This window comes from Burkholderia sp. AU33803, from assembly GCF_002223095.1.
GTDB lineage: Bacteria > Pseudomonadota > Gammaproteobacteria > Burkholderiales > Burkholderiaceae > Burkholderia.
This window is the reverse complement of sequence record NZ_NKFJ01000006.1, coordinates 1,229,365-1,247,631: the sequence shown is the minus strand read 5'-3', so window position 1 is coordinate 1,247,631 and position 18,267 is coordinate 1,229,365. Positions and strand designations below refer to the sequence as shown.

Here is an 18,267-nt window from a genome sequence, read left to right as displayed (position 1 = left end):
CGCACTTCGCCGGCAGCCCGGCAACCTTTTGTGGACGAGGTGAATCATGTGCGGAATCGTCGGAGCAAGCGGCCTGAACAATCAGGTGCCGCAACTGGTCAATGCGCTGAGCAGGCTCGAGTATCGCGGCTACGATTCGTGCGGCATTGCCGTACAGGACGACGGCCGCCTGCGCAGCGAACGCACGTTGCGGCGCGTGACCGACCTGCAGGCCCGCGTGCTGACGCTCGGCCTCGAAGCGCAAACCTGCATCGCGCATACGCGCTGGGCGACCCACGGCGCACCGTCCGAAATGAACGCGCATCCGATCATGTCGGGCGACACGATCGCGGTCGTGCACAACGGCATCATCGAGAACCACGACGCGCTGCGCGTGGAGCTGCGCGAGCGCGGCTATACGTTTCGCGGCCAGACCGACACCGAGGTGATCGCGCACCTGATCCACAGCCTCTATCGCGACGACCTGTTCGACGCCGTCGTGCGCGCCGTCAAGCGGCTGCATGGCGCGTACGCGATCGCGGTGCTGAGCGCGAAGGAGCCGCAGCGCCTCGTCGCCGCGCGCGCCGGCTCGCCGCTCGTGATCGGCATCGGCGCCGAACAGAACTACCTCGCGTCGGACTGCGCGGCGCTCGGCGACCTGACCGACCGCTTCGTCTACCTGGAAGACGGCGACGTCGCGCTGATCACGCCGGACCGGATCGCCGTGGTCGACTCGGGCGGGCACGAGGCCCAGCGCCCGCTGTGCCAAGTGAAGGCGCGCGAAGGCGACGCCGCGCTCGGCCCGTACCAGCATTTCATGCAGAAGGAGATCTTCGAGCAGCCGAAGGCGATCGCCAGCACGCTCGACGGCATCGACACGATTTCGCCGGCGCTGTTCGACGCGACCGACGACACGCGCGCGCTGCTGTCGCGAGTGAGGAACGTGCTGCTGCTCGGCTGCGGCACCAGCTACTACGCGGGGCTGACCGCGAAGTACTGGCTGGAGGCCATCGCGGGCGTGCCCGCCCAGGTCGAGATCGCCAGCGAATTCCGCTACCGCGAGACGGTACCCGATCCGCGCACGCTCGTCGTCGGCATTTCGCAATCGGGCGAGACGGCCGACACGATCGGCGCGATCGAGCAGGCGCGCGACATGGGCCAGGCACTGTCGATGGCGATCTGCAACGTGGCGACCAGCACGATCGCGCGCAACGCGCCGCTGCGGTTCCTGACGCGGGCCGGCATCGAGCTCGGCGTCGCGTCGACCAAGGCGTTCACCACGCAGCTCGTCGCGCTGTTCGTGCTGACGCTGACACTCGCGCAGCTGCGCGGCCGGCTCGACGCGAAGCAGGTCGCGCTGCACCTGAAGCAGCTGCATGCGCTGCCCGAGCGCATCGGCCACGCACTCGCGCTCGAAACGCAGATCATGGGCTGGGCCACGAAGTTCGCGCGCACCGAGAATGCGCTGTTCCTCGGGCGCGGCATTCATTTCCCGATCGCGATGGAGGGTGCGCTGAAGCTCAAGGAGGTGTCGTACATCCACGCGGAAGGCTATGCGGCCGGCGAACTGAAGCACGGCCCGCTCGCGCTCGTCACGAGCGCGATGCCGGTCGTCACGATCGCGCCGGACGACCGCCTGTTCCATAAGCTGAAATCCAACATGGCCGAGGTACGCGCGCGCGGCGGACGGCTCTACGTGCTGGCCGGCGACCAGCTCGGCATCGACGCCGACCGCGACACGCACCTGATCCGCGTGCGCGAATCGGGCGACGTGCTGTCGCCGATCGTCAACGTGATTCCGTTGCAGCTGCTCGCCTATCACGTCGGCTGCGCGCGCGGCGCCGACGTCGACAAGCCGCGCAACCTCGCGAAATCGGTGACCGTCGAATGAAGGGGCGAACGCGCCCGGCACAGGCGGTCGCGCAGTGCGTCGCGGCCGCGCTGTGCGGCGCATGCGGCATCGTCACGGCGATGCCGCCCGCCTTCGCCGCCACGCCGGCCGTGCATACGGTCACCGTGCAGGGCGCGCCTTCATCTCGCCCGGCCGTCGATCCGCGCAGCTTCATGCACGGCATCGGCGTGGCCGACGCCGGCAACGGCAAGCGCTGGGTGTTCTTCAGCAGCTCGGGAATCGTGCCGCGCGGCGCGATGCGCGGCGGCAGCTGGCCGCATGACGTGTACGTCGGCGAATGGCTGCCCGGCAAGCCGAACCTGCTGCACGTCCGCACGTTCATCAGCCGCCCCGAGGCGCAGGAGCCCGTGTCGATCGCGCAGAACGCACGCGGCGACATCTTCGTCACGTTCGAGGACGGCTGGAATGCGCCGCAGGAAGTCAGCCAGCGCTACGGCGTCTACCGCCGCGACCTGAAGCCGATCAAGCCCTACCCGAACGACGTCGAATCGGGCGGCCACTCGGGGCATGTCGCCACGGCGGTCGACCGCTTCGTCGTGTTCTATTCGGCCGACTGGGTCGACGGCGGCGGCGTCGACAACCTCGGCACCGGCAACGGCGTGTACGTGAAAACCTATGACGCGGCCGGGCGCGTGCTGAACCATGTCGCGGTCGTGCCGCACCGCCGCGAGTGGTGGCCCGTCGTCGCGGGCTCGCCGCACACCGCGCTGCTCGTGTGGCAGAAATACATCGAGGGCAGCACGGACGCCACGCTCGAATACGCGATGTTCGACCCGGTCACGGCGAAGCTGGACAAGCTGGGGACGCTGAACGACGCGATCCAGTACTACGTTTATTCGTCGGCTTACGTGCCGGAGATCGACCGCTTCATCGTCGTCACGACGACGGCGGACGATCGCGGCGTCGCGATGCTGATCGCGCCGGACGGCCGCCGCACGGCGACGCTCGACTGCCTGCCGGCGTCGGTGCGCGAATCCGGTATCGGGGTGTCCGGCTCGCATGCGTACGTACCGATCCGCGACGGGCGGCTGCTGACGCTGGCGCTCGGGCCGGCGAACATTTCAGCGAGCGGCGTGCAGCGCTCGCCGATTCCGTGGGGGTTGACCGGTATCGCCGGCTTCCCCGGAAGCGGCACCGCGATGCATTTCGTGTCGTTGACGCCGTCGGGCACGCGCGAAGCCGATTTCGACCCGGCGCACGAAACGCCGTTGCCGAAGAACGAAGTGACTTGTTCGAGTCATTGACGGTGGCTCTGTAGCGCGATCGCCGTGGACGCGGCGGGCCGGCATGCGCTCACCCCGGCTCGCCCGCCTCTTCCGCCTCTTCCGCCTCTTCCGCCTCTTCCGCCTCTTCCGCTCCTTCCGCTCCTTCCGCTCCTTCCGCTCCTTCCGCTCCTTCCGCTCCTTCCGCTCCTTCCGCTCCTTCCGCTCCTTCCGCTCCTTCCGCTCCTTCCGCTCCTTCCGCTCCTTCCGCTCCTTCCGCCTCTTCCGCCTCTTCCGCTCCTTCGTGCTCAAACCTCGCCCCGCAATGCTGCCTCCCTCTCGCGGGCCGGCCGCCAGCCGCGCTGCCGCCGGACGGCCCGATCATGACCGCCGCCCGCATCCCCGCGCCGCAGTCGCCAGCGCCGCGCGTACCGGATAGACTGTCGCCCGATTCCTTCCATCGGCCGCGGCCAGCCACTCCGGTCGCCGCCGGAACGCCCTTTCCCGGAGAACGAATGCTGAAGCGCCGGTGGTTTTCGCTTTTGCTGCTGACGGTTTGCCTGATCGGACAACGCGCGTCGGCCCAGTCCGCGCTCGAACTCGAGACCGACGGCACGGCCCGCGCCCTCACCCGGCAGACGCTGCTCGCGCGCCCCGATGCCGCCGACATCCACGTGCCGCGCGACATCGCGTACGGCCGGCCGATGACGTTCCGCGCGGTCCCGTTCGCCGACCTGCTCGGCGACACGCTGCCGGCCGACGGCGTGCTCGAAACCCGCGCCGCCGACGGCTTCGCCGCGCAACTGCCGCTGGATCTCGTGCGCCGCCGCCCGCAGGCCGGCGCCGTCCCGTGGCTCGCGATCGAGGATCCGGCGCATCCATGGCCGAAGCTGCCCGGCAAACAGGTCAGCGCCGGGCCGTTCTACCTGGTCTGGCTCGGGCCGGACGCGTCGTCGGTGCGCGGCGAGCAGTGGCCGTACCAGATCGTGCGCATCACGATCGAATCGTCGCCGCTCGCGCGCTGGCCGTCGCTCGCCGTCGATGCCGCGCTGCCCGCGAACGATCCGGCTCGCGCGGGCCAGCGCCTGTTCGTCACGCAATGCCTCGCGTGCCACCGCCTCGACGGCGCGGGCAGCAGCCATGCCGGCCCCGACCTGAACGCGCCGATGAATCCGGTCGACTACTTCCAGCCGGCCGCGCTGCGCCGCTATATCCGCAACCCGGCGTCGGTGCGCGACTGGCCGGCCCGCAGCATGCCGGCGTTTCCGCCCGACCAGCTGAGCGACCGCGAGCTCGACCAGATCGTCGCGTATCTCGCGTATATGGCGCGGCGCAAGGCCGCTCAGTAACGTGCGGCTGAATCGAATGACTCGAGGAAGATTGATGGCGTCAGGCGACACGCTGTTCACCATCGCGCCGATCGATGCCGCGCAGACGCACCCGCTCCGCGCGATGATCCTGCTGAACGACGATCTGAACGCGTGCGATCTGGCCGGCGACCATGCGCCGACGACGCTGCACGTTGGCGTCCGTGATTCGTCGGGCATCGTCGCGGTTGCGTCGATCTGCGAGGAGGTGCGCGAAGACGATCCCGCGCGACCGGCGTGGCGGCTTCGCGGGATGGCCGTCCATCCTGCCGTCCGTGGCATGGGCTTCGGGCGTGTGCTGGTGCAGGTCTGCGTACGGCACGCGGAAGCACACGGGGCCGCACTCGTGTGGTGTACGGCACGCGAATCCGCGTACCGGTTCTATGAAAAACTCGGCTTCGCAGCCGATCATGCGACGATCACGATTCCGGAGCGCACCGATCTCGCGTTCCATGTGATGCGGCGGTACATCGATCGGCATTCGCCGGGCGCCTGACGACGCAACCCACGCGTTCGCATCGTCAGGCATTGACCGGCGCAGCCTGGCGCGGATGCTCCCGCCGGACCACTACCGTCACACTCCGGTTCAGCTTTCCTGCGCGCTTCGCAGCACCGCACGCAACAGCACGTCGGCGCCCGCCGCCGCCCACTCGGGCGTAATCGCTTCGGCTTCGTTGTGGCTCAGCCCGTCGACGCACGGGACGAAGATCATCCCCGCCGGCGCGACGCGCGCGACATAGCACGCGTCATGACCGGCGCCGGACACGATATCCATGTGCGACAGCCCGAGCGCCTGCGCCGCCTCACGCACCGTGTCGATGCAACGCGGCGCGAACGGAATCGGCGCATACGTGAAGATCTGCTCGATCTGCGCACCGAGGCCCGTTTCGTCGGCCACCCGTGCGAGTTCCGCGCGCAGCGTCGCGTCGAGCTCGTCGAGCACCGCGTCATCGGGATGACGGAATTCGACCGTGAAGAAGCAGCCGCCCGGCACGGTATTCCGCGAGTTCGGCCGCGCCTCGATCATCCCGACGGTCGCCCGCGCGTACGGCGCGTAACGGCGGCCGAGCACTTCGACGAACGAGATCATCCGTGCGGCGCCGACCAGCGCATCGCGGCGGAATTCCATCGGCGTCGTGCCCGCATGCGCGTCGACACCGGTGAGCGTCACCTCGTACCAGCGCTGCCCCTGCCCGGCCGTCACGACGCCGATCGTCTTGCCGGCTCGTTCGAGAATCGCGCCCTGTTCGATATGCAGTTCGTACGCCGCATGCACCGGATAGCCGCCGACGGGCTCGGCGCCCGCGTAGCCGATCCGCGCCAGTTCCTCGCCGATCGTCCTGCCTGCGCCATCGGTGCGCGACAGCCCGTATTCGAGCGTATAGACGCCCGAGAACACGCCGGCCGACACCATCGCCGGCGCGAAGCGCGAGCCTTCCTCGTTGGTCCAGATCACGACGTCGATCGGGCGCTCGGTCTCAATGCCCGCGTCGTTCAGCGCGCGCACGACCTCGAGCCCGCCGAGCACGCCGTAGATGCCGTCGTAGCGACCGCCCGTCGGCTGCGAATCGGCGTGCGAGCCGGTCATGACCGGCGCGGCGTCGGGGTTGCGCCCCGCGCGGCGCGCGAACACGTTGCCCATCCGGTCCACGCGCACCGTGCAGCCGGCGTCTTGCGCCCACTGCACGAACAGGTCGCGCGACTCGCGATCGAGATCGGTCAGCGCGAGGCGGCAGACGCCGCCCTTCGGCGTCGCGCCGATCTGCGCCATCCGCTCGAGCGACGCCCACAGGCGGGCGCCGTCGACGCGCGGCGCGCTCACTCGTTCGGCAATCGTGGTGTCGTCACGCATCGCCGTTCTCCGGCGCGGCCTGCAGCGCGTAACGGAAATCGCAGCGCTTGCCGCCCTGCATGATCGTGCTCGTCCGCGTGAGCGCGATGTCCGGCGCATAGCCCTGGATGAAATAGCTGTCGCGCGCGCAGCTCAGCAGGTGCCCGATCTCGCCGAGCCCCATCGCGTGATACATCTCCGCATAGCTGCAGCGATGCACGTCGTAGTCGTAATGCGCGTCGTCCGCGCGCCGCACCTCGACGTCGAGCGCATCGTCCTTCTCCCACAGCACCTGCAGCGCGATGAACGACTTCACGCTCGTGCCGCCAGGTTCCTGCGCGGCGAACGTGCGGCCGGCGTCCACCGCCGCGCCGCGCACGGCTTCCGCGATCACGGCCTGCGCGCGCTCGGCGCCGAACTCGCGCTTCATGATCTCGTAGATCGGCTTGATGATTTCCGCTTCGATGCGGCGCCGCGCGAGGATCCCGAGGCGCGCGTCCTCGGGTGCGGCGGCGGATGTCTGGGTGGCTTCGGTCATGGGGATCGTGTTTGTCGTCTTGTTGTGGATTACTTGGCCGCGGTGCGCGAGCCGCCGAGCACGTCGACGACGGCCCACTTGCCGCCACGCACCTGGTAGATCGTGAAGGCCGGGTCCTTCAGGTTGCCTTCGGCATCGAACGCGACCCGCCCCGTCACGCCGGGCCGGTCGATCGCATGCACCGCCGCGACGAGTTTCGCCGGCTGCGTCGTACCGGCCTTCTGCGCGGCCGCGATCAGCGTGGCGGCCGCGTCGTACGCGAACGGCGCATGCAGCTCGATCGGCGCGTGAAAGCGCGCCTGGTATTGCGTGTCGAACGCCTTGCCGCCCGGCATCCGGTCGAGCGGCAGGCCCGGTTCGAGCGCCGTCACGCCGTCGCCGTCCTTGCCGGCGAGCGACAGGAAGGTCTGGCTCACGAAGCCGCCCGCGCCGAGCAGCGGCGCGTTCACGCCGAGCTGGCGCATCCGCCGCGAGATCGGTGCAGCCTGCGCATCGAGACCGCCGAAGAACACGAGATCCGCGTGCTTGCCCTTGATCGCGGTCAGCACGCCGCTGAAGTCGGTCGTCTTGTCGTTCACGTACTGGCGATCGACGATCGCGCCGCCGTTCGCCTGCACGCCCTTGATGAACTGGTCGGCAAGCCCCGAGCCGAACGACGTGCGATCGTCGATCACCGCGATGCGCTTCGCCTTCAGCGTCTTCACCGCATACGCGCCGGTGAAATTGCCGCCCGCATCGTCGTGACCCATGATGCGGAAGGCCGTCGCATAGCCCTGCTGCGTGTATTGATGGCCGGTGGACGCCGGCGCGATCTGCGGGATGCCCGCATCGCGGTAGACGCGCGAGGCCGGCACGCTGCAGCCCGTGTTCCAGTGGCCGACGACGCCGATCACGTGCTTGTCGACGAGCTGCTGCGCGACCGCGACGGCCGTGCGCGGATCGGATTGATCATCGGCCGCGACGAGCTTGTAGACGACCGGCTTGCCGCCGATGGTCGGATGCTTCGCGTTCGCGTCGTCGATCGCGAGTTGCGCGCCGTTCTGCAAGTCCTTGCCGATCCGTGCGGACGGGCCGGTGAGCGGCGCGGCGAGACCGATCAGGATGGTCTGCGGCGCGGATTGCGCGAACGCGGGAACGGAGGCGACCAGAGCGGCGGCCGAGAATGCGAGGCTGGCGGGGAGAAAGGCGATTTTCATGTGTGGGGATCAGCGAATCGAATCAAAACATGAAAAATATTAAATATTCGGCACCCAAACCCCAAATACCCAATTGTTGGATGCTTATGCCGCTCCCGACACATTAACCTACATCGCTGTAAATACAGGGTATTTTCATGTTGTCGCTTACCCTGACTTTTCTATAAAATTCGACACATGAAAAATATCGAACAATTGCCGCACGATCCACCGCTGCGCGCGGTGCGTGCGTTCGAAGCTTTCGCGCGTCTCGGGTCGGTCACCGCGGCGGCGGGCGAGCTCGACATCACGCCGTCGGCGGTCAGCCATCAGTTGCAGCTGCTCGAAGCATTCATCCAGACGCCGCTGACGGTGCGCGAGGGTCGGCTGCTCGCGCTCACCGACGAAGGCCGCGACTACTACCGCTCGATCAGCGCCGCGTTCTCGGTGCTGCGCAGCGCGACGCGCTTCGTGCGCGACCGCTCGTCGCTGCGGCAGATCACCGTCAGCCTGATTCCGCTGCTCGGCATCGGCTGGTTCATTCCGCGGCTGCACGCGTTCCTGGCCGACAACACGGACGTCGACGTGACGGTGTTGTACGCGCATCACCGCAACTACCGCAGCGACGCATCGGACCTGTCGATCCGCTTCGGCACCGGCGACTGGCCCGGCTACCGCTGCGAACGGCTGCTGCCGGGCGCGATGGTGCCGATGTGCAGCCCGTCGTTCCTGAAGCGCCACGGGCCGTTCCGCACGCCGGCCGATCTCGCACGCGCGCCGCTCGTGCACGACGAGGATCGCAGCACGTGGGTCAACTGGCTGCAGGGCGCGGGCGTCAAGCATGTGTCACATGCGGTGGGGCCGATGTTCGAGGACGGCCAGCTCACGCTGAGCGCCGCGCGCGCGGATCTCGGCGCGGCCTTGCTGCGCGCGCCGCTGGTCGAGCGCGAGCTGGCGAATGGCGAGCTCGTGAAGCTGTTCGATCACGCGCTCGACGACGGGCGCGATTACTACCTGTGCACCCGCGAGGACGCGGACATGCCGGACGGGGCCAGGCGGCTGGCGGCGTGGTTGAGGAAGATGGCGGGGATTTGAGCGGGGCACGAAGACGCCGCTCCGACAACCGGCCGAATCGGGAAGCCGCATTTGCATCGGACGTGCCGCGCACTTGCACTTGGCCGACCGGATTGCCACGATGGTCGTGTCCCGTCACGGAGGTTGAAATGAACAGCATTCCAGTCGATCTATCGGATGACCAGCATGCCGCGTTGACCCGCATCGCCACGCACCAGAACAGATCCTCAGCCGAGGTCGTCCGGGACGCGATCGACGCCTACATCGCGCTACGGAACCGGACACTTGCTGACAATGTGTTCGGCCTCTGGAAGGGGTGCAATGCCGTCACCCAGGAAGACTTGCGCTCGGAGTGGTGAACGCGCCCCTGACGACCTTCGGTGCCGCCTGGAGCCGACCCACCGCGGCTTTTGACTTTCTGCGCATTCCCGCTCGCCGCATCTCCGCCCGGTTACCGCTCGTCCACCCACCCGCGCGTCAATGACCTGCCCCGCCCCCACCCAATCAAGGGCCGGAAGCAGATAGAAATTCCTGATGCCCCGGATTGAAACAAGCAATTTCACAAGCTCAGGGTGAACCCGGATACTGGCAACACTCCACTCACCCCTGACGAAAAGGAATTGTCCAGATGCCGATCATCAACACCCAAATCAAGCCGTTCAAGGCAACCGCTTACCACAACGGCGAATTCGTGCCCGTCTCGGAAGAGAACCTCAAGGGCAAGTGGTCCGTCGTCGTGTTCTACCCGGCCGACTTCACGTTCGTCTGCCCGACCGAGCTGGGCGACCTCGCCGACCGTTACGCGGAATTCCAGAAGCTGGGTGTCGAAATCTACGGCGTGTCGACCGACACGCACTTCACGCACAAGGCATGGCACGACACGTCGGACACGATCGGCAAGATCAAGTACCCGATGATCGGCGACCCGACGCTCACGCTGTCGCGCAACTTCGACGTGCTGATCGAGGAAGAAGGGATGGCCCTGCGCGGCACGTTCGTGATCAACCCGGAAGGCGAGATCAAGCTGTGCGAAATCCACGACAACGGCATCGGCCGCGACGCAGGCGAACTGCTGCGCAAGGTGCAGGCGGCGCAATACATCGCGGCGCACCCGGGTGAAGTGTGCCCGGCCAAGTGGACGCCGGGTGCGGAAACGCTGACCCCGTCGCTCGACCTGATCGGCAAGATCTGACGATCGCGCCGCGCGCCTCGCACGAGGCGCGCGAGCCTCCCGATTTCGGGCCGCCGCGGCATGCGGCCCGCGCCCTCCTCCGGCACGACGTGCCCGACCAGAATCATTAATACGGAATCCGAAACGCCATGCTCGACGCCAATCTCAAGAATCAACTCAAAGCGTACCTCGAAAAGATCACGCGCCCGATCGAACTCGTCGCATCGCTCGACGACAGCGCGAAATCGCAGGAACTGCTGGCGCTGCTGAACGAGATTGCGTCGCTGACGGATCGCGTGACCGTGACCGAACGCCGCGACGACGCCGAGCGCAAGCCGTCGTTCTCGATCGGCGAGCCCGGCAAGCCGGCCGGCATCCGCTTCGCCGGCATCCCGATGGGCCATGAATTCACGTCGCTCGTGCTCGCGCTGCTGCAGACGGGCGGCCATCCGATCAAGCTCGACGACGACGTGATCGAACAGATCCGCGCGCTCGACGGCGACTACGCGTTCGAGACGTATTTCTCGCTGTCGTGCCAGAACTGCCCGGAAGTCGTGCAGGCGCTGAACGTGATGTCGCTGATCAACCCGCGCATCCGTCACGTCGCGATCGACGGCGCGCTGTTCCAGGGTGAAGTCGAGTCGCGCCAGATCATGGCCGTGCCGACGATGTTCCTGAACGGCGCCTCGTTCGGCCAGGGCCGCAGCAGCGTGAAGGAAATCCTCGCGAAGCTCGATACGGGCGCCAGCGCACGTGCCGCGAAGTCGCTCGAGACCAAGCCGGTGTTCGATACGCTGATCGTCGGCGGCGGCCCGGCAGGCGCGGCGGCTGCGATCTACTCGGCGCGCAAGGGCATTGCGACGGGTGTCGTCGCCGAGCGTTTCGGCGGTCAGGTGCTCGACACGATGGCAATCGAGAATTTCGTGTCGGTGCAGGAAACCGAAGGGCCGAAGTTCGCGACCGCGCTCGAACAGCACGTGAAGCAGTACGACGTCGACATCATGGACGTGCAGCGCGCCGATGCGCTGATTCCCGGCGACGTGCACCAGATCCGCCTCGCGAACGGCGCGGTGCTGAAGGCGAAGACGATCGTCCTCGCGACCGGTGCGCGCTGGCGTGAAATCAACGTGCCGGGCGAGCGCGAATACCGCAACCGCGGTGTCGCGTACTGCCCGCACTGCGACGGCCCGCTGTTCAAGGGCAAGCGCGTTGCGGTGGTCGGCGGCGGCAACTCGGGCGTCGAGGCCGCGATCGACCTCGCCGGCATCGTGAAAGAAGTCACGCTGATCGAATACGGCGCGCAACTGCGCGCGGACGAAGTGCTGCAGCGCAAGCTGCGCAGCCTGCCGAACGTGACGATCGTCACGCAGGCGCAAACGACCGAGCTGACCGGCGACGGCAGCAAGCTGAACGGGCTCGTCTACAAGGATCTGCGTTCGGGTGATACGCAGCGCATCGATCTCGAAGGCGTGTTCGTGCAGATCGGCCTCGTGCCGAACACCGAATGGCTGAAGGGCACGGTCGAACTGTCGAAGCACGGCGAGATCGTCGTCGATGCACGCGGCGCGACGTCGGTACCGGGCGTGTTCGCGGCCGGCGACGTGACGACGGTGCCGTTCAAGCAGATCGTGATCGCCGTGGGCGAAGGCGCGAAGGCATCGCTCGGCGCGTTCGACCACCTGATCCGCCAGGACGTTGCGCCGGCTGCCGCCGCGCAGCCGCAGGCCGAGGAAGCCGTCGCCGCGTAACGCGCGTCAGCCCGTCGGCACAACAGTTTGTCTCTCTTGGCCCCGCATGCTTTGGTCGGCATGCGGGGTCCTTTTTATGCCGAAGGCGTTCGCGGTTACTTGGTCGCGGTCGGGCCGCCGTCCGCGGGCGCAGGCGCCGTCGACTTGAAACTGCTCGACTGCCTGACCAGTTGCTCGGTCATCGCGGCGGCAACCGGATTCGCACCCGATGACGAACTGCCCTGCCGGGTCGAACCGGTGCTCGCCGGCATCGACGATACCGATGACATCGACGGCGGCGGCAACGACGGGTCGAGTTTCGCCGATTCCCTGACGAGCGCGGCCGTCTCCGGCGTTTCGGATTTCGTTGCGGAGGGTGCGGCGGCGGCGTGGCGTTCGAGGCCGTCGCGCTTGCGCGGCGCGCGTTGCGTGACCTGCGCGGGCGCGGGTGCCGGTGCGGCCTGCTGCACCGGTTTGGCGGCTGGCGGCGGTGCCGATGGGGTCGAATCCTGCGCATCGACCGTCACGACGTTGACCTTCGGCGGCGGCGCGCTCGGCTTCGTCACCGGCTGCGGTTTGTCGCTGACGACCGGCACGGCCGGCGCTGCACTGACGCGCGCGGTTTCGGCCGGCGGAGCAGGCGCCGGTGCGGGTGGCGGCGGCGCGACAGCCGTCTGTTTCGGCGCGATCGCGGCGGCCGGGGCCGGCGGCGCGATGGTGCCCTGCACAGCGTGATCGTTGCCTGCGGGCGCCGCGGCAACGGGCGCGGCCGAATCGCCGATGCCGGCATCCTCGATCGCGCGGTGATCCGCACGCAGGAGCATCACGTAGGCAGTGCCGGCGGCGGCTACCAGGAGCCCACCGGCGATCATCAAGGTTTTGCGGGTACTCGTCATGCTTGCTCACCGCTCATATCGACGTGAACAAGCCATCATACGCGGCGATGGGCCGTCGATCCCGCACGAATACATTTGGTTGCATTGTGCCGGAACAGGTCGGCAACACGTTCGTCAGACGTATCGCTTCCGCTGCTCCGGCACGATCAACGCGCGGGCCTCACTCCGGAAACGGCAGTTCGGTCTGCCCTTGCGCGCGCATGCCGAACGTGTTCAGCGTCATCGCGACGAGCGCGTAGTAGCCGAGCAACGCAACGAGATTGACGACGGTTTCGTGGCCGAAGCGCGCTTGCGCCCGTGCGAACGTCGCATCGCTCACGCGCCGCGTGTCGTACAGCTCGCTCGCGAATGCATGGATCAGCGCATCGTCGTCCGACTCGAATGCGGGTGCGACGCCGCGCCGGATCGCATCGGCCGTCGCGGCCGGCACGCCCGCGTCGAGTGCGATCGGATGGTGGATGTGCCACTCGGCCTGCGAGCGCCAGCGCGCGGCCGTCACGAGAATCGCGAGTTCCGACAGGCGCAGCGGCAGGCCCGTGCGATAGCGGCAGAACGCGCCGAGCTTCTGCGCGTGCTGCGCCAGCTCGGGGCTCGCGATCCAGCCGAGAAACGGCCCGTTCAGGTTGCCGCGCGGGCCGCTGAGAATGTCGGCCAGCACGGCCTTCTGTTCATCGGTGGCCGATGCGGGATCGAACGGAGGCAATCTGTTGGTCATGGCGAAGTCCTGACAAGGTTCGACGAATACGGTCACGCGCCGGCCGACGCGAGCGCCGCACCGATCGCGCCCGACAGCCGCTCGACGATCGTATCGATCTGCTGCGCGGTGCAAATGAACGGCGGCGCGACCAGGATGTGATCGCCGTGCACGCCGTCGATCGTCCCGCCCATCGGATACACCATCAGGCCGCGCTGCATCGCTTCGCGCTTGACCGCCGCATGCAGCTTCAGCGCCGGATCGAACGTCGCCTTGCTGTCGCGATCACGCACGAGCTCGATGCCGACGAACAGCCCGCGGCCGCGCACGTCGCCGATATGCGGATGCGCGCCGTAATGCTCGCGCAACGACGCGCGCAGTTGCTCGCCGCGCGCCTTCACGTTGTCGAGCAGCTTCTCCTCGGCGATCACGCGCTGCACTTCGAGCGCGGCCGCGCACGCGGTCGCATGGCCGAGGTACGTGTGGCCATGCTGGAAGAAACCCGAGCCGTCGACGATCGTCCGGTAGATGCGATCACTGACGAGCGTCGCGCCGATCGGCTGATAGCCCGCGCCGAGCCCTTTCGCGATCGTCAGCAGGTCGGGCGCGACGCCGTCTTCATCGCACGCGTACAGGTAGCCGGTGCGGCCCATCCCCGACATGATCTCGTCGAGGATCAGCAGCACGCCGTACTTGTCGCACACCGCACGAATCTTCTTCAGGTACGTGCGCACCGGCGGCACCGCGCCGGCCGTTGCGCCCACCACCGTCTCCGCGACGAACGCCGCGACGTTGTCCGCGCCGAGTTCGACGATCTTCCGTTCGAGCTCGTCCGCAAGGCGCTGCGCATACGCTTCGTCGGTTTCACCCGCCTGCTGGTCGCGGTACGCATAACACGGGCTCACGTGGTGCGCCTCGATCAGCAGCGGCAGGAACGGCTCGCGCCGCCACGCATTGCCGCCGATCGCGAGCGCGCCGAGCGTGTTGCCGTGATAGCTCTGGCGCCGCGCGATGAAATGGCGGCGCTGCGGCTCGCCCTTCTCGACGAAATACTGGCGCGCGAGCTTCAGCGCGGCCTCGACCGCCTCGGAACCGCCCGACACGAAATACACGTGTTCGAGGCCGGCCGGCGCGGCGTCGACGAGCCGGTCGGCCAGTTCTTCGGCCACGTCGGTCGTGAAGAACGACGTGTGCGCGTACGCCAGTTGCTGCGCCTGCCGCTTGATCGCGTCGATCACGCGCTGGTTGCTGTGGCCGAGACACGAGACGGCCGCGCCGCCGCACGCGTCGATATAGCGTTTGCCGGTCGAGTCGATGATCTCGATGCCGTCGCCTGCGACGGCAACGGGCAAGGTGGCGCGCGGTGCGCGATGGAAAACGGTCGTCATGCGTTGCCTCATGGATCAGGGCGCGTCGTGCGCGCGCCCGGACGGCACGATGCGCGTCGCGAAACGCTGCGTGCCGTGTTGGTGAAGAGTGAAATCGATCGATGCCGCGCCGATCGCGAACACGGCCGTGGCCAGCGTGTTCTCGTCGTCGGGGTCGGCCGGATCGTCGCGGTAGATCGGCAGCCCTTGCGGCGCGCGATCGCCGAGCACGCGCAGCAGCGCGGCTTCGTCGATCGCGTCGATGGCGGGCGTGAGCGCGTCGACGCGGCGCTGGCGGTCGGCCGACGATTGCGTGACGATCTGCGCTTGCGCGTCGCAGCCGGGATGCACGAGATGATTCGCATGCCCCGCGAGCCGCGTGACGTCGATCACCGAACAGCGCGCGACGCTTGCCTCGATGCTCAGCAGCCGCGCATCGCCGGTCGCGCCCAGCGTGTGATGAAAGCCGCTTGCACGCGCATGACTACGCAGCACGTCGGCCGCCGCGTCGAGCGACACGGCATCGAGCACCGCGCGCGCGAGGATCATGCGCGGCACGCCCGCTGCCGGCGTGCGGATCCGCAGGTTGTTGATCGCCTGCGCGATGCCCGCGCGGTTCGCCGCAAAGGTATGGCCCGGCAGCGAACCGGGGTAATAGAAACTGATGAAGCCCGGCTTGCCCGCCGGCTGCACGTCGACGAGCAGGCAGCGCTCGCGCAGGTACGGGTCGCCGTCCTCGTTGTGCGCGATCCAGCGCGTGCCGGCCGCGTCGCGCGCGGCAAGCGTCGTGCAGCCGTCCGGCGCGTTGTGGATCAGCTCGCCGCGGCAGTTCCACAAGAAGATGTCCTCGGCCGGCCAGCCGACACCCGCCGCGATCCCGTCCAGCTCCGCGACGAGCTCCGGATACGCGGCCAGCGCGGCCTGCCGCAGCGCGGCGACGAACGGATGGCCGCGCCAGCGGCGCACGGCCTGCCATGCGCTGCTCTGCTGCATGTATTCATCGAATACGGGGCGGGCAAGCTCGCCGAGACGCACGCCGATGTCGAACGGCGCGCCGGCGATGACGGGGGAAAGGGAAAGCGGCATGTCGGTATTTCGGTTTCGGTCAGGACACGTGTTTCAGGAATTCCTTCAGGCGCGGAGTCGGCGGCCGGTCGATCAGCTCGACCGGATGACCGTCCTCGGCGATGCCGCCCTGATCCATGAACAGCAGGCGCGTGCCGACCCGTTTCGCGAAGCCGATCTCGTGCGTGACGACGATCATCGTCATCCCTTCGGTCGCAAGATCCTGCATCACTTTCAGCACTTCGTGGCGCAATTCCGGATCGAGCGCCGAGGTCGGCTCGTCGAACAGCATCAGCCGCGGCCGGATCGCGAGCGCGCGCGCAATCGCGACGCGTTGCTGCTGGCCGCCCGACAGCTCCGACGGGTAATGATTCGCGCGCGATTCGAGGCCGACCTTGTCGAGCAGCGCCATCGCCTGGTCGCGCGCGTCGGCACGCGACGCGCCACGCACCTGGATCGGCCCGAACATCACGTTCTCGAGCGCGGTCATCTGCGGAAACAGGTTGAATTGCTGGAACACCATGCCGGCTTCGAGCCGGATGTTGCGGATCGTCGTCGCGTTGCCGCGCACGCTCTGGCCGTCGACGAGCAGCTCGCCGCCGGTAATTTTCTCGAGCGCGTTGATACAGCGCAACATCGTCGATTTGCCCGAACCCGACGGGCCGACCACGACGACCACCTCGCCCGCGTCGATCTTCAGGTCGATGTTCTTCAGCACCGGCACGTGGCCGAAGCTCTTCGACACGTTCTGGAATTCGATCATGCTCATAAGATTTTCATCCGCTTTTCGACGAGCCGAAGCGTCAGCGTCATCACGCCGGTCAGTATCAGGTAGATAACGGCCACCGCACTCCAGATCTCGACCGCCTGGAAATTGCCCGCGATGATTTCCTGCCCCTTGCGCGTCAGTTCGCCGACGCCGATCACGATGAACAGCGACGTGTCCTTCAGGCTTACGATGCACTGGTTGCCGAGCGGCGGAATCAGCCGCCGGAACGCGAGCGGCCCGACGATCTTCAGCAGCACGCGCGGCATCGACAAGCCCATCGCGAGCCCGGCTTCCGTCAGCCCCTTCGGGATCGACAGCAGCGCGCCGCGCACCACTTCCGCGAGATACGCGCCGGAATTCACCGTGATCGCGATGATCGCGGCCGTCAGGCCGTCGATGCGGATATGCGCGAGCAGCGGCAGCGCGAAGTACAGGAACATCACCTGCACGACGATCGGCGTGCCGCGGATCAATTCAATATAAACCTGGGCGAGCACGTTCATCGCCTTCGGTCCGTATGCGCGGAACATGCCCGCGACCATCCCGACGATGAAGCCGCCCACCAGCCCGAAAAATGCGATGAACACCGTCAACCGGACCCCGTCCATCAGGTCCGGCAACGCCGCCCAGATCGCCGACCAATCGAAATTCACTTGTCGCTCCCCGTTCGATTCAAGACCGGCGCGGCCGCCCGGCCGCGCGCTGTTGCGGCGTCACGCTCACATCTTCGGCGGTTCGGCGCCGAACCACTTCTTGTAGATCTGCGCGTAACGGCCGTCGGCCCGGATCTTCACGAGCGATGCATTGACCTTCGGCACGAGCGGGCTGCCCTTCGGGAAACCCATGCCGTACTTGTCGCCGCTGACCGGCTGGCCCGCGACCTTCACCTTGCCCTTGCCTTCGTTGTTCACGAAGAACAGCACGTTCGGCGTGTCGTGCATCGCCGCGTCGACCCGGCCGGCCTCGAGCGCGAGGTAGGCCTGGTCGATGTTCGGGAACTGGCGGATCTCCTTCGGCTTCAGGTGCGCCTTGATCCAGTCGATCGTCGCGGTGCCCGTTTTCGCGGCGATCACCTTGCCGTTCAGGTCGTCGATCGACTTGATCGTCGTGTTGCCCGTCTGCACCATCGCCGCGAGGCCGCTGTCGTAGTACGGCGCGGAGAAGTCGATCGCCTTCTTGCGCTCCTCCTTGATCGTCATGCCCGACAGCGCGACGTCGATATTCTGCGTCTGCAGCGCCGGGATCAGGCCCGCGAAATCCATCGGCTGGATCGTGTATTTCCAGCCCTGGTCCTTCGCGATCTCCGCCCACAGGTCGAGATCGAAGCCGACGTACTTGTCGCCCTGCTTGAACTCGAACGGCATGAACGACGTGTCGGTGCCGACGACGAGCGTCTTGGTATCCGCGTGCGCGAGGCTGGCGCCGAGCGCGGCAACGACCGCGACGGCTTTCAGGAAGGAACGGCGACTCATGGTTTCTCTCCGCATGATTGAGCGATGT

At 67.4% G+C, this 18,267-nt stretch carries 18 protein-coding genes; 8 read left to right on the top strand and 10 right to left on the bottom strand.

Features of this window, described 5'->3' with window-relative positions:
- The first annotated feature begins 46 nt into the window (after positions 1-46).
- From glmS to CFB41_RS22890, 4 genes are all read left to right on the top strand, one after another.
- Positions 47-1,870, top strand: a complete 1,824-nt coding sequence (gene glmS, locus CFB41_RS22910) for a glutamine--fructose-6-phosphate transaminase (isomerizing) (RefSeq protein ID WP_089442801.1) — start codon at positions 47-49, stop codon at positions 1,868-1,870.
- Positions 1,867-3,135, top strand: coding sequence for a hypothetical protein (locus CFB41_RS22905; RefSeq protein WP_089457981.1), 1,269 nt, complete (start codon positions 1,867-1,869; stop codon positions 3,133-3,135). The genes glmS and CFB41_RS22905 overlap by 4 nt, the downstream gene beginning before the upstream one ends.
- Positions 3,136-3,608: 473 nt before the next feature.
- Complete coding sequence (locus tag CFB41_RS22895) at positions 3,609-4,442, top strand: cytochrome c (protein WP_089457980.1); 834 nt, start codon at positions 3,609-3,611, stop codon at positions 4,440-4,442.
- A 1-nt stretch (position 4,443) separates the two neighbouring features.
- Positions 4,444-4,956 carry a GNAT family N-acetyltransferase gene (locus CFB41_RS22890; protein ID WP_256941136.1) on the top strand — a complete coding sequence of 171 codons (513 nt, stop codon included), beginning with the start codon at positions 4,444-4,446 and terminating at the stop codon, positions 4,954-4,956.
- Positions 4,957-5,046: 90 nt separating this feature from the next.
- Here the strand turns inward: CFB41_RS22890 and CFB41_RS22885 are convergent, their stop codons facing one another.
- From CFB41_RS22885 to CFB41_RS22875, 3 genes are read right to left on the bottom strand one after another with little or no spacing between them, the layout of a single operon-like run.
- Entirely contained in the window at positions 5,047-6,312 is a 1,266-nt protein-coding gene (locus CFB41_RS22885) for a Zn-dependent hydrolase (RefSeq protein ID WP_089457978.1), read from the bottom strand.
- Complete coding sequence (locus tag CFB41_RS22880) at positions 6,305-6,829, bottom strand: L-2-amino-thiazoline-4-carboxylic acid hydrolase (RefSeq protein WP_089457977.1); 525 nt, start codon at positions 6,827-6,829, stop codon at positions 6,305-6,307. The genes CFB41_RS22885 and CFB41_RS22880 overlap by 8 nt, the downstream gene beginning before the upstream one ends.
- Positions 6,830-6,858: 29 nt before the next feature.
- A complete protein-coding gene (locus CFB41_RS22875; protein ID WP_089457976.1) occupies positions 6,859-8,025 on the bottom strand; it encodes a branched-chain amino acid ABC transporter substrate-binding protein in 1,167 nt (388 codons plus the stop codon).
- Positions 8,026-8,202: 177 nt separating this feature from the next.
- Here CFB41_RS22875 and CFB41_RS22870 point away from each other — a divergent pair, with 177 nt between their 5' ends.
- The 4 genes from CFB41_RS22870 (at position 8,203) to ahpF (ending at position 11,997) form a co-directional block, all read left to right on the top strand.
- Entirely contained in the window at positions 8,203-9,099 is an 897-nt protein-coding gene (locus CFB41_RS22870) for a LysR substrate-binding domain-containing protein (RefSeq protein WP_089442808.1), read from the top strand.
- 128 nt (positions 9,100-9,227) lie between these two features.
- Complete coding sequence (locus CFB41_RS22865) at positions 9,228-9,437, top strand: hypothetical protein (RefSeq protein ID WP_089457975.1); 210 nt, start codon at positions 9,228-9,230, stop codon at positions 9,435-9,437.
- A gap of 269 nt (positions 9,438-9,706) precedes the next feature.
- The gene (gene ahpC, locus CFB41_RS22860; protein WP_089457974.1) at positions 9,707-10,270 is read left to right on the top strand and encodes an alkyl hydroperoxide reductase subunit C; all 564 of its coding nucleotides are present in this window, start codon (positions 9,707-9,709) and stop codon (positions 10,268-10,270) included.
- A 128-nt stretch (positions 10,271-10,398) separates the two neighbouring features.
- A complete protein-coding gene (ahpF, locus tag CFB41_RS22855) occupies positions 10,399-11,997 on the top strand; it encodes an alkyl hydroperoxide reductase subunit F (protein ID WP_089457973.1) in 1,599 nt (532 codons plus the stop codon).
- Positions 11,998-12,092: 95 nt separating this feature from the next.
- On the opposite strand, the gene CFB41_RS38725 is transcribed toward ahpF, so the two are convergent.
- The 7 genes from CFB41_RS38725 to glnH form a co-directional block, all read right to left on the bottom strand.
- On the bottom strand, positions 12,093-12,872 hold the full coding sequence (locus CFB41_RS38725) for an extensin (RefSeq protein ID WP_089457972.1): 780 nt from the start codon (positions 12,870-12,872) through the stop codon (positions 12,093-12,095).
- A 160-nt stretch (positions 12,873-13,032) separates the two neighbouring features.
- Positions 13,033-13,587 (bottom strand): carboxymuconolactone decarboxylase family protein, encoded by a 555-nt coding sequence (locus tag CFB41_RS22845; RefSeq protein WP_089457971.1) that lies wholly within the window; start codon positions 13,585-13,587, stop codon positions 13,033-13,035.
- Between the two features lie 32 nt (positions 13,588-13,619).
- Positions 13,620-14,954, bottom strand: a complete 1,335-nt coding sequence (locus tag CFB41_RS22840) for an aspartate aminotransferase family protein (protein ID WP_089457970.1) — start codon at positions 14,952-14,954, stop codon at positions 13,620-13,622.
- A 15-nt stretch (positions 14,955-14,969) separates the two neighbouring features.
- A complete protein-coding gene (locus CFB41_RS22835; RefSeq protein WP_089457969.1) occupies positions 14,970-16,019 on the bottom strand; it encodes a C45 family peptidase in 1,050 nt (349 codons plus the stop codon).
- Between the two features lie 19 nt (positions 16,020-16,038).
- The gene (glnQ, locus tag CFB41_RS22830; protein WP_059455259.1) at positions 16,039-16,767 is read right to left on the bottom strand and encodes a glutamine ABC transporter ATP-binding protein GlnQ; all 729 of its coding nucleotides are present in this window, start codon (positions 16,765-16,767) and stop codon (positions 16,039-16,041) included.
- A complete protein-coding gene (gene glnP / locus CFB41_RS22825) occupies positions 16,764-17,420 on the bottom strand; it encodes a glutamine ABC transporter permease GlnP (RefSeq protein WP_089457967.1) in 657 nt (218 codons plus the stop codon). Before glnP ends, glnQ begins: the two co-directional genes overlap by 4 nt.
- 66 nt (positions 17,421-17,486) lie before the next feature.
- Positions 17,487-18,239 (bottom strand): glutamine ABC transporter substrate-binding protein GlnH, encoded by a 753-nt coding sequence (gene glnH / locus CFB41_RS22820; protein WP_089427779.1) that lies wholly within the window; start codon positions 18,237-18,239, stop codon positions 17,487-17,489.
- Positions 18,240-18,267: the final 28 nt, after the last annotated feature.

Coding starts and splice junctions, on each gene's coding strand:
- CFB41_RS22835 (WP_089457969.1), bottom strand. CDS start 16,019: ATGCCGCTTTCCCTTTCCCCCGTCATCGCCGGCGCGCCGTTCGACATC.
- CFB41_RS38725 (WP_089457972.1), bottom strand. CDS start 12,872: ATGACGAGTACCCGCAAAACCTTGATGATCGCCGGTGGGCTCCTGGTA.
- CFB41_RS22875 (WP_089457976.1), bottom strand. CDS start 8,025: ATGAAAATCGCCTTTCTCCCCGCCAGCCTCGCATTCTCGGCCGCCGCT.
- CFB41_RS22865 (WP_089457975.1), top strand. CDS start 9,228: ATGAACAGCATTCCAGTCGATCTATCGGATGACCAGCATGCCGCGTTG.
- CFB41_RS22840 (WP_089457970.1), bottom strand. CDS start 14,954: ATGACGACCGTTTTCCATCGCGCACCGCGCGCCACCTTGCCCGTTGCC.
- CFB41_RS22885 (WP_089457978.1), bottom strand. CDS start 6,312: ATGCGTGACGACACCACGATTGCCGAACGAGTGAGCGCGCCGCGCGTC.
- CFB41_RS22870 (WP_089442808.1), top strand. CDS start 8,203: ATGAAAAATATCGAACAATTGCCGCACGATCCACCGCTGCGCGCGGTG.
- CFB41_RS22905 (WP_089457981.1), top strand. CDS start 1,867: ATGAAGGGGCGAACGCGCCCGGCACAGGCGGTCGCGCAGTGCGTCGCG.
- glmS (WP_089442801.1), top strand. CDS start 47: ATGTGCGGAATCGTCGGAGCAAGCGGCCTGAACAATCAGGTGCCGCAA.
- glnQ (WP_059455259.1), bottom strand. CDS start 16,767: ATGAGCATGATCGAATTCCAGAACGTGTCGAAGAGCTTCGGCCACGTG.
- glnH (WP_089427779.1), bottom strand. CDS start 18,239: ATGAGTCGCCGTTCCTTCCTGAAAGCCGTCGCGGTCGTTGCCGCGCTC.
- CFB41_RS22845 (WP_089457971.1), bottom strand. CDS start 13,587: ATGACCAACAGATTGCCTCCGTTCGATCCCGCATCGGCCACCGATGAA.
- ahpC (WP_089457974.1), top strand. CDS start 9,707: ATGCCGATCATCAACACCCAAATCAAGCCGTTCAAGGCAACCGCTTAC.
- CFB41_RS22880 (WP_089457977.1), bottom strand. CDS start 6,829: ATGACCGAAGCCACCCAGACATCCGCCGCCGCACCCGAGGACGCGCGC.
- CFB41_RS22895 (WP_089457980.1), top strand. CDS start 3,609: ATGCTGAAGCGCCGGTGGTTTTCGCTTTTGCTGCTGACGGTTTGCCTG.
- ahpF (WP_089457973.1), top strand. CDS start 10,399: ATGCTCGACGCCAATCTCAAGAATCAACTCAAAGCGTACCTCGAAAAG.